Raw genomic sequence first — 13,225 nt, forward strand, 5'->3', positions numbered from 1 at the left:
GTCAGGCTTTACCGTATTCGGTGGTGGGGCGTCGGATGGCCAAAATCGCCAGCGGCGGCTTGTCGCTTGCGGGGAACGCTCAAGGGGTCGGCTTTTGGGCGGCGGCACTGGCTACCGTCGCCCTGTGAGGCTTTAGGCGATGGCCATCATCCGCTGAAACGCGTCGTAGGCGGCAAGCACCGTTTCCTTCTGGGCGTCGTGGCCAGCGATGAAGGCATCGCCATAGATGGTCTCGTCCGGATATTCGGTGATCAGCGTCAGCGGCGCCGTGTGGCGGTCGTCGACCGAGATCATGCAGGGAAAGCCGTTGATGATCCGGAAGCCGGTTTCGCCGGCGTGGGTCTCGTAGAGCGCGATCTGCGCGTCGTTATAGGCGAGCAGGCCAGGAACCTTGGCGAGCCGCTCGGTGACTGCCTCGACCAGCCGTTCGGCGCGGTCGGTCCAATCGGCATGATGGCGCATGATCAGGAAGAAGCCCTTGGGCAGCGTCCACATGGCGAAGCCCCGCGGCACGTAGCCCGAAAGCGGCCGGGTCCATTCGTGCGAGGGATAGCCGTGCAGGTTGACGTGCAATTGTGCGCCGGTCAGGCGTTCGGCTTCCTTGCGGATTTCGCGCTCGTTGAGCGCTGCGCCAGTGCGGTATTCGAGGTCATCGCCAAGTGCTGTGTAGCGGGCGGCGTGATGCATGTGCAGAGGATTGTCCACCCGCAGCCGCTGGTGCACGGCGTAGCCGTCGGGGTTTTCGAGCGGCGAGATGGTGAAATGGGTGCCTGAGCGGGCGGCAAGCGCCTGGGCTGCGCGCAGCACCCCGACGATGCCGGTCGTCTCGTTCGGATGCTGGCCGCCGCTGATCATGACCGGCGCATCAGTCCCCTTGTGGTAGCGGGCCTTCACCGGCCGGCCGGCGCGCGACTGTGCCTCGAAGGGCTGGCCATCGATCGCGGCGAGTTCCGTGTGGATCTGCGCCACCGTCAGCGGCGCTTCGGCGGTTTCGAGCGTCTGGGCTTCGCCCTCGGCATCCCCTGCCTGCAAGGGCCGCGCTTCGACGACGACGGTCGGCTTGCCGACGCCAAAGACGATCTCCGGTATGATCTGACCGGGTTTCAGCCCGCGGTCGCCGAGGGGACGACCGGACTTCTTCTGGAAGACTTCGAGCAGCGAGAAATAGAAGTCCTCGTGCAGCGCCTCACGAAGGCTCAAGACCTCTTCGCCGACGGGCAGGCGGAAGTCGGTGATCGGCAGGGTCACGCGGATGTTGAGCTCTTCGAAATAGGGCTCGCTATCGCCCCAGGCGTGGTCGGCAATCGCCTGCATGGTGCCGGCAAAGAGCCGCTCATAGTCGGTTTCGAGATGGCATTCGCGACATTTGTCGCAGCCTTCGTCGAGACGAATCCACCCGGTCGGCGAAAGCAGAGTTTCACCGACGAAATCGGTATGGATACGGTTTGGCGCGAAGACGGCGTGGCTTTGCTGGCGCCCATCGCGGAAAGTCAGCGCGACGTCGTAGGTGAAGGCTGCCTTGCTGCCGGCCTCAAAGCGGATATCGGCATCGCCGACGAGAGCGGCAAGCGGATAGGCTTCGAGCAGGAAGCGGTTCTGCGCAGCGCCCTCATGCTGGGGATAACCGACGACGACGCCGGCGAGTGCTGCGCGGTCGATCTCTTCGAGGAAGAAATGCAGCAGCGGCTTGTAGGCGCTCCTGAGTGTCGCCTTCACGCCAAAGCTGGCAAGCTTCTGTTCCGCTGCCTTGCGGCTTGCGGCATCGTCGAAGAGCCAGGCTTCGACTTTGGTGCCGCGGGCCGCTTCCTTGCCGTAGGTGGTGAGAAGGGTATCCAGCGTGCGCTCGAACGTGGCTGCAAAAATCGTCGTCATTGCGAAGCTTTGCCGGTTGGGGCCAGTCAGAGGCGCCAGCACTGACGAATCTCGCATCACCCGTTGCCCGAATCAATCCGCGAGAAGGCGGCAAGGACGGTTCGCTCCGACTGCATCAGATAGGCCTCGAGCGAAGCGGCTGCCTCCGCGGTCAATCCGGCCTCAAGCTTTTCGAGGATTGCTGCGTTGAGATCGACGTAAGGCGCGTGCAACAGCTCGGGATCGGCAAGCAGGCCGAAGCTGAGGCGCAATTCCGCGGCGATCTGGGCATAGAAGACGTTCAGCCGCTTGCTGTCGGCAAGGTCGACGATGGCCGCGTGAAAGACCATGTTCTCGCTGCCGACGGTGACCCAATCCTTGGCGGCGCGTGCCGTTCGTGCCCGCCCGACAGCCGCACGCATGCGCGCTACTGCCGGATGATTCGGGTAGGCCTTGGCGAGCGCCTGGCATTCGATCATGCGGCGTACCCGGTAGATATCGATGATCGAAGCCATACTGGGCGTGGCGACAAAGACGCCGCGATTGGGTTCGTGCCGGAGCAGGCCTTCCTTGGTCAGTAACCGAAATGCCTCGCGCAGCGAATTGCGCGACACATCCAATCCGGCGCTGAGCGCCGCCTCGGACAGCCGCTGGCCGGGCTTGAGTTCGCCGGCGATCAGCTTGTCGCGGATTTCCTCCGCCAGCCGCGGCGCAAGCGCCGATGTGATATCTTGTTCGACCATCAAAGCCCCTTAGGCGGGCACGCATGAAGCGCAGCGCCCTGTAAAACGATATAGCGGTTTGGGCCCGCGGGAGCCAAGTGTGGGAGCGACGCAGTCTGTGGACGGAGGCAACACCACGTCGCGCACACGGTCCATCGGACGAATATGAGTGAGAAGACCCGCAGCCGTCTCCTTATCGTTGACGCGCGAAAAGAGGCAAGAGCTACCGCAAATGTGACTACAACGTGCGCAGCCAAGGCCTATAGGCGTGTTGCTCAACATTTTGGCAATCTGGTAGAACGATGCAGTAAAATTGTTGAACAATCTTGACAGAATTGTGAAACGTGTCACCGTGGCATCCGTTAACAAATTCATGCGGGCTCTCCTCGGAGAGAGAGGCAGTCCGCGAATAAGGAGGGGTTCATGGAACAGTCAGCTATTTCATCCGCAGGAGCGGTTCCGGCCGCACCGACGCCGATGTCTGTCACGTCGCGTCGCGCGGCGTTGACGGCGGCGATCTTCCTGATGGCCACCTCGGCCATCGGCCCGGGTTTCATCACCCAGACGGCGACATTCACCACCAAACTCGGCGCGGCCTTCGCCTTTGCAATCCTCGCCTCAATCCTGATCGACTTCGTCGTGCAGCTGAACATCTGGCGGATCGTGACGCTGACGAAGATGCGCGCGTCTGATCTCGCCAATGCGGCCATCCCCGGCTCCGGCTACGTGCTGGCCGTTCTCGTCATCATCGGCGGATTGTTTTTCAACATCGGTAACATCGGCGGCACCGGTCTCGGCATCAACGCGATGATCGGGCTTGATCCGAAGGTCGGCGGTGCGATCAGCGCCCTGCTCTCGATCGGTATCTTCCTGTCGAAGCGGGCCGGTATGGCGGTCGACCGCTTCATCATCCTTGCCGGCATCCTGATGATCGCATTGACCGTCTACGTTGCCTTCGCATCGGCACCGCCGGTCGGCGATGCGCTGTTCCAGACGTTCCTGCCATCCACTATCGATTTCGCCACCATCACCACCATCGTTGGCGGCACGGTTGGCGGCTACATCACCTATTCCGGCGCCCATCGCCTGCTCGACAAGGGCACGGTCGGCATCGAAAACCTCGGTGCGGTCAACCGCGCAGCGCTCACCGGCATCGCTGTCACTGGCGTCATGCGCTACGTGCTGTTCCTCGCGGTTCTCGGCGTGGTTGCGAGCGGCGTCGTCATCGACGTCTCGGGCAAGGGCGCAAACCCGGCGGCCCAGGCCTTCCAGGCTGCGGCCGGCGATATCGGCATGCGCATCTTCGGCGTCATCCTCTGGGCCGCCGCCATCACCTCTGTCATCGGCGCTGCCTACACCTCGGTTTCCTTCATCACCATTTTTAAGAAGGACATCACCGAACGCGCCCGCAACATCGCGACGGTCGTCTTCATTGCCGTATCGCTCTTCTTCTACGTGATCATCACAACACCCCCGGCCCAGATGTTGGTCTTCGTCGGTGGTCTGAACGGCCTTATCCTGCCGATCGGCCTGTCGATCTTCATCTACGCGGCCTGGGCTCGCTCCGATCTCATGGGTGGATATCGGTATCCGCGTTGGTTGCTGGCGCTTGGCGTGCTGGTCTCGGCGCTGACCTGGTACATGGGCTACAAGTCGATCGGCCCGATCTTTGCGCTGCTCACAGCCTAAAGCGGACGTGGAAAAGTGCGGGCGGTCAGCCGCCCGCAACCGGCCCTAACCTACGAGAATTGATCGCGGTTGTGATCTTGGACCGATGCGGGCCGCGATCAGTGCGATCCAAGGAGATCCGACATGACTGCCATCGATCTGAACAGCGACCTTGGCGAAAGCTATGGCGCCTGGGGCATGGGCGACGATGCGGCGATGCTTGCCATCGTTTCCAGCGCCAACGTCGCCTGCGGCTTCCATGCCGGCGATCCGCTCGGCATCTTGAAAACGGTGCGGGCGGCCGCTGAAAAGGGTGTTTCGGTCGGGGCACATGTATCCTATCCCGATCGCGTCGGCTTCGGTCGACGCGACATGGATGTCACCAGCGCGGAACTGACCGCCGACGTCATCTACCAGATCGGCGCGCTGAAGGGCGTTGCCGCTGCCGCCGGGGTTGCCGTTTCCTACGTCAAGCCGCACGGCGCGCTCTACAACCGCATCGCCCATGACCCGAAACAGGGCCAGGCGGTGATCGACGGCATCAGGGCCATCGATCCGGATCTGGTGCTGATGGGGCTGGCCGGTGCGCCCATCCTCGAACTCGCCCGCAAATCGGGCCTCAGGACCGTCGCCGAGGCCTTCGCCGATCGTGCCTATACGCTGGACGGCCAGCTCGTCTCGCGCCGTGAGCCGGGTGCCGTGCTGCACGATACGGGTGTGATCGCCCGCCGCATGCTGCAGCTTGCCCACGAGGGTTCGCTCGAAGCGATCGACGGCTCGACCATCAAGATCGATGCGCAGTCGATCTGCGTGCATGGCGACAGCCCCGATGCAGTCGCGATCGCTCGGGCCATCCGCCAGGCCTTCGAGACCGACGGCATCACCGTTCGATCATTCTTGGCAGCCTGAGCAGACACCGGGAGGAAATCATGATTGCGATCGAGAACCTCGGCCACATCGATGCGGGACCGGCGCGCCTGGCGCGTGAGCGCTACCGCGGCGGCAGCGTCGAGCCGACGTCCGGGGTTGCGCCCGGCTTCACCCAGGCGAACATGATCGTGCTGCCGCGAGACTGGGCCTTCGATTTCCTGCTTTACGCCCAGCGCAATCCCAAGGCCTGCCCGGTACTCGACGTTTCCGATCCCGGCTCGCATGCGACACTGCTGGCGCCCGGTGCGGATCTGCGCACCGACCTGCCGCTCTACCGGATCTGGCGCGACGGCAAGCTTGCCGAGGAAACGGCCGATGCGACTGCCGCCTGGGCGGAACACCCTGATCTCGTCAGCTTTCTGATCGGCTGCAGCTTCACCTTTGAAACGCCGATGGTCGAGGCGGGGATCGAGATCCGCCACATCACCGACAAGACCAACGTGCCGATGTACCTGACCGACAGGGCCTGCCGTCCGGCCGGCCGGCTGCATGGCAATATGGTCGTGTCCATGCGGCCGATCAAGGCGAGCCGCGTCGCCGATGCGGCGACGATCTCCGGACGGTTTCCGGCGGTTCATGGCGCACCGGTCCATATCGGCGCACCGGAAGAAATCGGCATCCGGGATCTGGCGAAGCCGGAGTTCGGCGATCCGGTCAGGATCGAGCCCGGCGAGATCCCGGTGTTCTGGGCCTGTGGCGTTACCCCGCAGGCGGCCGTGATGGCGTCCGGCGTTCCCTTTGCCATCACCCACGCGCCCGGGCATATGTTCATCACCGACATTCCCGACACCGCCTATCACACCTGAGGATCCGATGCGCTTCCTTCCCGTCAACCTGACGACCCTTCTGGTCGAACTCGCCGATCTCGACGAGACGCTGGCGCTGTTTGCGTCGCTCGAAACCGATCCGGTCGAGGGCATCGTGGACATGGTGCCGGCTGCCCGCACGCTGATGATCCGCTTTCGCGCGGAAAAGCTCACGGCTGAGCGGCTGGCCGGAGATATCGCCACCCGCGACCTCTCCGCCCGTATCGCGCCTTCCGACCAACTCGTCGAAATCCCGGTTCGCTATGACGGCGAAGACCTTGCCGATGTGGCTGAACTGACCGGCCTTTCCGTCGAGGAGGTCATCCGCCGCCACACCGACAGCACTTTTACCGTCGCCTTCTGCGGCTTTGCGCCCGGCTTCGGCTATCTCGTCGGCGGTGATCCTGCGCTTCAGGTGCCGCGCCGCCAAAGCCCGCGCACCCGGATCCCGGCCGGCTCTGTCGCTCTGGCGGGCGCCTTTTCCGGTGTCTATCCGCAGGCGAGCCCCGGCGGCTGGCAGATCATCGGCACGACGCCGGAAAAGATGTGGGATCTGTCGCGCGATCCGCCGGCGCTGTTCCAGCCCGGCTACCGGGTGCGCTTTTTCGATCTCGAAAAGCGGTCGGTGTCGGTTTTGGCCACGCCGGTCAAGGCTTTGGACAGCGCTTCGGCCGCGATCGCTGCAGACGCGGTCACGCTGAAGGTGCTGGCCGCGCCGATGCCGGCGCTGATCCAGGATCTCGGGCGCTTCGGCCAGACCGGTCAGGGCGTGTCTTCCTCCGGCGCGCTCGACCGTGGGGCGCTGCAGGCGGCCAACCGTGTCGTCGGCAATGCCGCCGGAACGCCCTGCCTCGAAATCATTCTCGGCGGCTTTTCCTTCGAAGCGTCGGGCCGTACGGTCATCGCGCTCACCGGCGCGCCCTGTCCGATTTCGATCCGCGACGCTTGCGGGCGCACGATCACCGCCGAGACCTATCAGCCGGTCTCGCTGGAGCCCGGCGACGTCGTGACGCTCGGCCATGCATCGTGCGGCATGCGCAGCTATCTCGCCATCCGCGGCGGCTTGAAGGTGAAGCCGGTGCTCGGCAGCGCCTCGACCGATACGCTCGCCGTCGTCGGCCCAGGCCCCGTTACGGCGGGCACGGTCCTGACGGTTCAAGACGAAACCGGGGCGCTGGCGAGCGTCTCGCTGACCGAAACGCCAGCTTTCGCCTTTCCCGCTTCCGGAGAGACCGTGACGCTCGACGTCATCATGGGTCCGCGCAGCGACTGGTTTACGGATGCGGGCATCGCCAGCCTCTCCGGTCAGCTCTGGCAGGTGACGCCGCTGTCGAACCGTGTCGGCATCCGCCTTTCCGGTGAAACCGCACTCGAGCGCAGGGACAAGGCGGAACTGCCGAGTGAGGGAACGGCGACCGGCGCCATCCAAGTGCCCCATAGCGGTCAGCCGGTACTGTTCCTCGCCGACCATCCGCTCACCGGCGGTTACCCGGTCATCGGCACGGTCGCCGAATACCATCTCGATCTCGCCGGGCAGATCCCGGTCAATGCCCAGATCCGCTTCCGGCCCGTGACGACGTTTGCGGATGTTCGGCCCACACGGGCCTGAGACTGCAACCCGGCCGCCCAGAAATTAGTGAGGAGACATCCATGCAGAAAGTCCTGATTGCCAATCGCGGCGAGATTGCAGTGCGCATCATTCGGGCCTGTCGCGACCACGGTTTGCAATCGGTCGCGGTCTATGCCGAGCCGGACATGGACGCGATTTTCGTCAAGCTGGCCGACGAAGCCTATGGGCTCTCGGGCAGCCGCCCGGCCGAGACCTATCTCGATATCGCCAAGCTGATCGACATCGCCAAGCGCTCCGGCGCCGATGCCGTCCATCCCGGCTACGGCTTTCTTTCGGAGCGGGCCGAATTCGCCCGCGCCGTCATCGATGCCGGCCTCATCTGGATCGGCCCGGACCCGCATGTCATCGAAGCGCTTGGCGACAAGGTCGAGGCACGCCGCATTGCGCTGAGTGTCGGCGCGCCACTGGTTGCCGGCAGCGACGGCCCAGTCGAGACCGCCGCCGAAGTCATCGCCTTTGCCGAACAGCACGGGCTGCCCGTTGCCATCAAGGCGGCCCATGGCGGCGGCGGCCGTGGCCTGAAGGTCGCCTGGAAGATGGAGGAAGTGGCGGAACTCTACGATTCCGCCGTGCGCGAGGCCAAGGCCGCCTTCGGCCGCGGCGAGTGCTTCCTCGAGCGGTTCCTCGATCGCCCGCGCCACATCGAGGCGCAGGTGCTGGCGGACAAGCACGGCAACGTTCTGGTGCTTGGCACCCGCGACTGCTCTCTGCAACGTCGCAACCAGAAGCTCGTCGAGGAGGCGCCGGCGCCGTTCCTGTCCGACGCCCAGCGCCAGTCGATCCATGACGCCGCAAAGAAGATCTGTGCGGCTGCGGGCTACGCGGGCGCAGGCACGGTCGAGTTCCTGCTCGGCGTCGACGGCACGATCTCCTTCCTCGAAGTAAACACGCGTCTCCAGGTCGAGCATCCGGTGACCGAGGAGACGACCGGCATTGACCTCGTCATTGAACAGTTCCGCATCGCCGACGGCTTGCCGCTGCGGGTCACGGAAACGCCTGCACCGCGCGGCCACTCGATCGAGTTCCGGATCAATGCCGAGGATCCGGGCCGCGGCTTTTTGCCGACGCCGGGCGCAATCACGGCATTCGAGGCGCCTTCGGGTCCGGGCATCCGGCTCGACAGTGGCGTCATGGCGGGCTCGACGGTACCCGGCACCTTCGATTCGTTGATGGCAAAGCTGATCGTCACGGGCGCCACCCGCGAGGAGGTGTTGAGACGCGCCCGCCGCGCGCTGAAGGAATTCCGGATCGAGGGCATCGCCACCGTCCTGCCCTTCCATCGCGCCGCGATCGAAACGGAAGAGTTTGTCGGAGAGAGCGGCTTCAAGGTGCATACGCGCTGGATCGAGACCGATTTCGCCGCTCGCCTTTCCGCCGCGGCCCGGCCCGAGCCGGTTGCCGACGCGCATCTGATCCGCACCCATGTCGAGATTGATGGCAAGCGCCATGCGCTCGGCATTCCGGCAACGCTGCTCGCTGGTGTCGGCGGCCTCGCTGGCGCAAGCGCCAGCCTGGCGGCGGCAAAGGCAGAGGATGCGGCGAGCATAACCGCTCCGATCTCCGGCACCTTGCAGGCGTTCAAGGTCGAGGATGGCGCGGACGTCGCCGCCGGCGATCTGATCGCGGTGATGGAAGCGATGAAGATGGAAACCCAGGTCACGGCATCGCGGGCAGGCAAGATCCGGATCCGCACCGAGGCCGGCGCCTATCTGCAGGCCGGAGCGGAAATCGCCCGCTTCGAGGACTGAATTCGACCCCTGGCCACGCCCGCTGCGCGGGCGACGGCAAGGCATGATCTCCCAAGACTGCTGCGGTGGTCTGCGGGCGGACGAGCGATCGTCCGCCCGCTTTGTTTTTTACACCTGGTGCCGGCTTCCATGCGTATATCCGAAAAGCCGCGATTGCTTTTTTAACCGTAATTTAAATGCAAGATTACTACGTACTTATCGGTCAGTGCGCGCTGCAATTCCTCCTAAATAGCGCACGCAAACAGCCGGTCCTCCTCCCGCCGGTCTGGCTGACCATGTCCCCTCCCAACAACGCGATCGCGACATCACAGGAGTCACGGCAGTGACGTTCAAGAACCTATCGATATTGACCAAGGTCGGCCTTGTGGTCGTGGTCATGGGCATATCTTCCATTCTGATCGCGCTTGCCGGTGCGCGCGGTCTTTCCTCTCTCGGCGCGACCATCATCGACGTCGGCGCGCGCGAAGAGGCAGCACGCGAGGCGATGGACCTGCGCGTCGATATCATCGCCATCAGCCGCATGACCTACCAGCTTGCTGCAGCGCCCGAGAAAGCCGCCGATTTCGTCCAGGAAACCGAGAAGCGCGCCGGGGAAATGCTCGGCCGTCTGACGAAGATCGAGGCTGTTGCCGACGATGCGGAAGACAAGCTGCTGAACGACATCCGCATCACGCTCAACAGTTATTTCGACGAGATCCGCGCGATGATCGCGGTTGCCGCCGACAAGGGCACAAACACTGGCGCCGTCAAGGCGGCACTCGACAAGGCGCTCGAAGCCCAAAAGACGGTGACGGCGACGGTCAAGACCTACAGCACCTACTCCGGCGACGCGCTCGCCGCCGCCCGCTCCGAAGCGCTCAATTCCTCTTCCGTCGCGATGACCATCCTGGCCGCCGCCGCTGCGGCCTGCGTCCTCTTCGGCGTCGGCGTCAGCCTCTTCGTTGCCCGTCGTGGTATCGTCATGCCGGTGCGCGAACTCACCTCGACCATGAGCGAACTTGCCGACGGCAAGCTTGATGGCAACGGTACCGATGTCTCGCGCCAGGATGAAATCGGCGAGATGGCCCGTGCCGTCGAAGTCTTCCGCAAGAACGGCATTGCCATGCGCGCGATGAAGGCGCAGGAAGCCGCACTGCATGCCCGCAGCAGCGACCTGCAGTCGAACATCAGCGTCGTCGTCGCTTCCGCCGTTGCCGGCGACTTCACCGGCCGCATCACCAAGGACTATGAAAACGACGACCTCAACCGCTTCGCATCGAGCGTCAACGAGCTCGTCTCGAGCGTCGACCAAACGGTCAACGAAGTCCGCCGCGTGATCGCCGCACTCGCCGATGCCGACCTGACGCAGACCATGCGTGGCGAATTCCACGGCGCATTCGCCGAACTGCAGACGAACGTCAACCAGACGATGGTGACGCTGCGCTCGACGATGCAGAACGTACGCACCGCGGCAAGCACCATCAACGACAACTCTGCCGAGCTGAGTTCTGCCGCCAACGATCTGTCGAAGCGCACCGAACAGCAGGCCGCAGCGCTCGAAGAGACGGCCGCCGCTCTCGACGAGATCACTTCGACCGTGCGCACAGCTTCCGAGCGGGCGAATGAGGCGCATGAAATGGTGCGCGCCACCAAAGACAGTGCCGGCCGATCCGGCGCGATCGTGCGCAGCGCGGTCGATGCCATGGGCCGGATCGAGGATTCGTCCAACCGCATCAACCAGATCATCTCGGTGATCGACGAGATCGCCTTCCAGACCAACCTTCTGGCGCTAAACGCCGGCGTCGAAGCGGCCCGCGCCGGCGAGGCGGGTCGTGGTTTCGCCGTCGTCGCCCAGGAAGTGCGCGAACTGGCGCAACGCTCGGCCAACGCCGCAAAGGAGATCAAGACGCTGATCCACAGCTCAGCGTCGGAAGTCGAGAATGGCGTGGCGCTGGTGCGCTCCACCGGTGAGGCTCTGCTGGAGATCGAGACGCTGGTCAACAATGTCAGCGGCCACGTCAATACGATCGCGACGGCCGCCCGCGAACAGGCGACGGCGCTGCAGGAGATCAACACCTCGGTCAACCACATGGACCAGATGACCCAACAGAACGCGGCGATGGTGGAAGAAACGACGGCGGCAAGCGGCACGCTTGCCGAAGAAAGCCGCCAGCTCCGTACGATGCTGGCGAAGTTCAAGCTCGAAGCGCAGAGTGCACGCGACAGCTGGAGCCGGGCGGCCTGATCGAGGGGCGAAAGTTACACGCGCTCAAGTGAAGCCATATCTGCGGCGGCACTGTCCTTCCTGCACTGCATTTGCGGGGCAGGGCGCGGAGGCCGCCGCAGGCTTTTCAGAGGGGCGATAGTCTCCGCATTGCCGCCCCCGGGGATCCGGGCGCTGGTGCGTCTGGCGAAGACGCTCCTTCCCACCCGCCGATAGCGCCGCGTCGGTTCGGCCGGCCCCGTTTGCGAGAACAAACCCGGTCGGCCCGCGGGGCTTGCGCGGGTGGTGGCTCCATCATTCTTCCTGAATTGCTGTGAAGCGCTGTTAGCGGCTATTCTGGAAGGCACACGTGTGAGTCGTTGATTTGCGGGACAACCGAATGACGCAGCAGTTCGACCTCTTTGCTTCGAACGAGGCAGCTACCAAAAAGGCAGGCGGCGGGTCAGCGGTCAAGAGGACCTCGTTGAACGAGGAAGATATGGTCCGTCACCTTCAGGCGACGGGCCGCTACCGCCTGCTGCAGCGGCTTGTGCCGCGCGCCGTGGTGCCTGTTGCTCGTCCCGGCTTTCCGCTGAAAGGCGTCATCCTCGATACCGAGACCACTGGGCTCAACAATCGCAAGGACGAGATTATCGAGATCGGGCTGATCGCTTTTACCTTCGATGAGAAGGGGAACCTCGGCGATGTGACGGGCGTTTATGGCGGTTTGCGGCAACCGGCCAATCCGATCCCTGCGGACATCACGCGCCTGACCGGCATTACCGATGCGATGGTCGCGGGAAAGGCGATCGATCTCGCCGAGATACGGACGCTGATGGAAAGAGCGGACCTTGTCATCGCGCATAATGCCGGCTTCGACCGTCCCTTCTGTGAGGCCTTTTCACCCGTCTTCGAAGGAAAGGCATGGGCCTGTTCCGTCTCTGAGGTCGATTGGTCCTCTCGCGGCTTCGAAGGCACGAAACTTGGTTATCTGATCGGGCAGGCCGGCTATTTCCACGACGGCCACCGGGCGGTCGACGATTGTTTCGCCCTGCTCGAAGTCCTTGCCAAGGATGGCGGCTCCGAAAACACGCCCTTTGCCGAGCTTTATCAGGCAAGCCAGCGAACGCGCATCCGCATTTTCGCGGAGAACAGCCCGTTCGACATGAAGGACCATCTGAAAGCGCGCGGTTATCGCTGGTCTGACGGAAGCGACGGCCGTCCGAAATCCTGGTGGATCGAGATCGCCGATGCTGCGCTTGAGGACGAGCTCCTTTATCTGCGCTCGGAGATCTATCGCTGGAATGAAGCCGATCCGCCGATCAAACGCTTGACCGCTTTCGATCGGTTCCGCGCCTGACAATCAGACGAGCACGCGGGATCGCCAGGGTAGACCTTGCGTGGACGCGGCCCCTGTCAATCAAATTATCCCGTTTTCTGCCGGCCTTTGTATGAAGGCAACCTGCCGATCGTAGCGCCAGCGCTGGCACCGGGCTGCACTGGCGGCGCCTTTCTCCTCGGTCGCGCCCGATGATGCTCAGTGCGGCGCTGTTCGAGATCCGGCAGCCTAACTGCTTCACCGACCCGCCTCTTCTCGATGAGCGGCCTTCAGGTCAATCGTGGCCTTGAGCTCTCTGCCCTCGGTGAGCCGATGGACGGTCTTCGTCTGCTTGGCGGCATTACTTTCA

Annotated in this window: 9 protein-coding genes; 7 read left to right on the forward strand and 2 right to left on the reverse strand. The window is 63.9% G+C overall.

All coding sequences use genetic code 11. From position 1 onward, the window contains the following. Positions 1-132: 132 nt before the first annotated feature. Both ACTJKM_RS09965 and ACTJKM_RS09970 read right to left on the reverse strand, forming a co-directional pair. Positions 133-1,872 (reverse strand): M14 family metallopeptidase, encoded by a 1,740-nt coding sequence (locus ACTJKM_RS09965; protein WP_440660283.1) that lies wholly within the window; start codon positions 1,870-1,872, stop codon positions 133-135. 56 nt (positions 1,873-1,928) lie between these two features. Next, positions 1,929-2,594 carry a GntR family transcriptional regulator gene (locus tag ACTJKM_RS09970; RefSeq protein WP_440660285.1) on the reverse strand — a complete coding sequence of 222 codons (666 nt, stop codon included), beginning with the start codon at positions 2,592-2,594 and terminating at the stop codon, positions 1,929-1,931. A 402-nt stretch (positions 2,595-2,996) separates the two neighbouring features. Here ACTJKM_RS09970 and ACTJKM_RS09975 point away from each other — a divergent pair, with 402 nt between their 5' ends. The 7 genes from ACTJKM_RS09975 to ACTJKM_RS10005 all read left to right on the forward strand — a co-directional run bounded on the left by ACTJKM_RS09975 (position 2,997) and on the right by ACTJKM_RS10005 (position 12,897). Continuing rightward, positions 2,997-4,262 carry an NRAMP family divalent metal transporter gene (locus ACTJKM_RS09975; protein WP_058329792.1) on the forward strand — a complete coding sequence of 422 codons (1,266 nt, stop codon included), beginning with the start codon at positions 2,997-2,999 and terminating at the stop codon, positions 4,260-4,262. Between the two features lie 123 nt (positions 4,263-4,385). Then, positions 4,386-5,150, forward strand: coding sequence for a LamB/YcsF family protein (locus tag ACTJKM_RS09980; RefSeq protein ID WP_058329793.1), 765 nt, complete (start codon positions 4,386-4,388; stop codon positions 5,148-5,150). Between the two features lie 20 nt (positions 5,151-5,170). After that, positions 5,171-5,977, forward strand: coding sequence for a putative hydro-lyase (locus tag ACTJKM_RS09985; RefSeq protein ID WP_058329794.1), 807 nt, complete (start codon positions 5,171-5,173; stop codon positions 5,975-5,977). A gap of 7 nt (positions 5,978-5,984) precedes the next feature. Then, positions 5,985-7,586 (forward strand): 5-oxoprolinase/urea amidolyase family protein, encoded by a 1,602-nt coding sequence (locus ACTJKM_RS09990; RefSeq protein WP_440660287.1) that lies wholly within the window; start codon positions 5,985-5,987, stop codon positions 7,584-7,586. Positions 7,587-7,627: 41 nt separating this feature from the next. After that, positions 7,628-9,355 carry an acetyl/propionyl/methylcrotonyl-CoA carboxylase subunit alpha gene (locus ACTJKM_RS09995; RefSeq protein ID WP_440660289.1) on the forward strand — a complete coding sequence of 576 codons (1,728 nt, stop codon included), beginning with the start codon at positions 7,628-7,630 and terminating at the stop codon, positions 9,353-9,355. A 322-nt stretch (positions 9,356-9,677) separates the two neighbouring features. Further along, positions 9,678-11,579, forward strand: coding sequence for a methyl-accepting chemotaxis protein (locus tag ACTJKM_RS10000; RefSeq protein ID WP_440660291.1), 1,902 nt, complete (start codon positions 9,678-9,680; stop codon positions 11,577-11,579). 358 nt (positions 11,580-11,937) lie between these two features. Further along, on the forward strand, positions 11,938-12,897 hold the full coding sequence (locus ACTJKM_RS10005; RefSeq protein ID WP_057251782.1) for a 3'-5' exonuclease: 960 nt from the start codon (positions 11,938-11,940) through the stop codon (positions 12,895-12,897). Positions 12,898-13,225 lie beyond the last annotated feature (328 nt).

This window comes from Ensifer sp. 22460 (assembly GCF_052044935.1).
In the GTDB taxonomy this organism is placed as follows: domain Bacteria; phylum Pseudomonadota; class Alphaproteobacteria; order Rhizobiales; family Rhizobiaceae; genus Ensifer.

Bases quoted from the DNA above. Each gene is read 5' to 3' on its own strand.
- ACTJKM_RS09990 (WP_440660287.1), top strand. From the start codon at position 5,985: ATGCGCTTCCTTCCCGTCAACCTGACGACCCTTCTGGTCGAACTCGCC.
- ACTJKM_RS09975 (WP_058329792.1), top strand. From the start codon at position 2,997: ATGGAACAGTCAGCTATTTCATCCGCAGGAGCGGTTCCGGCCGCACCG.
- ACTJKM_RS09965 (WP_440660283.1), bottom strand. From the start codon at position 1,872: ATGACGACGATTTTTGCAGCCACGTTCGAGCGCACGCTGGATACCCTT.
- ACTJKM_RS09995 (WP_440660289.1), top strand. From the start codon at position 7,628: ATGCAGAAAGTCCTGATTGCCAATCGCGGCGAGATTGCAGTGCGCATC.
- ACTJKM_RS09985 (WP_058329794.1), top strand. From the start codon at position 5,171: ATGATTGCGATCGAGAACCTCGGCCACATCGATGCGGGACCGGCGCGC.
- ACTJKM_RS09980 (WP_058329793.1), top strand. From the start codon at position 4,386: ATGACTGCCATCGATCTGAACAGCGACCTTGGCGAAAGCTATGGCGCC.
- ACTJKM_RS09970 (WP_440660285.1), bottom strand. From the start codon at position 2,594: ATGGTCGAACAAGATATCACATCGGCGCTTGCGCCGCGGCTGGCGGAG.
- ACTJKM_RS10005 (WP_057251782.1), top strand. From the start codon at position 11,938: ATGACGCAGCAGTTCGACCTCTTTGCTTCGAACGAGGCAGCTACCAAA.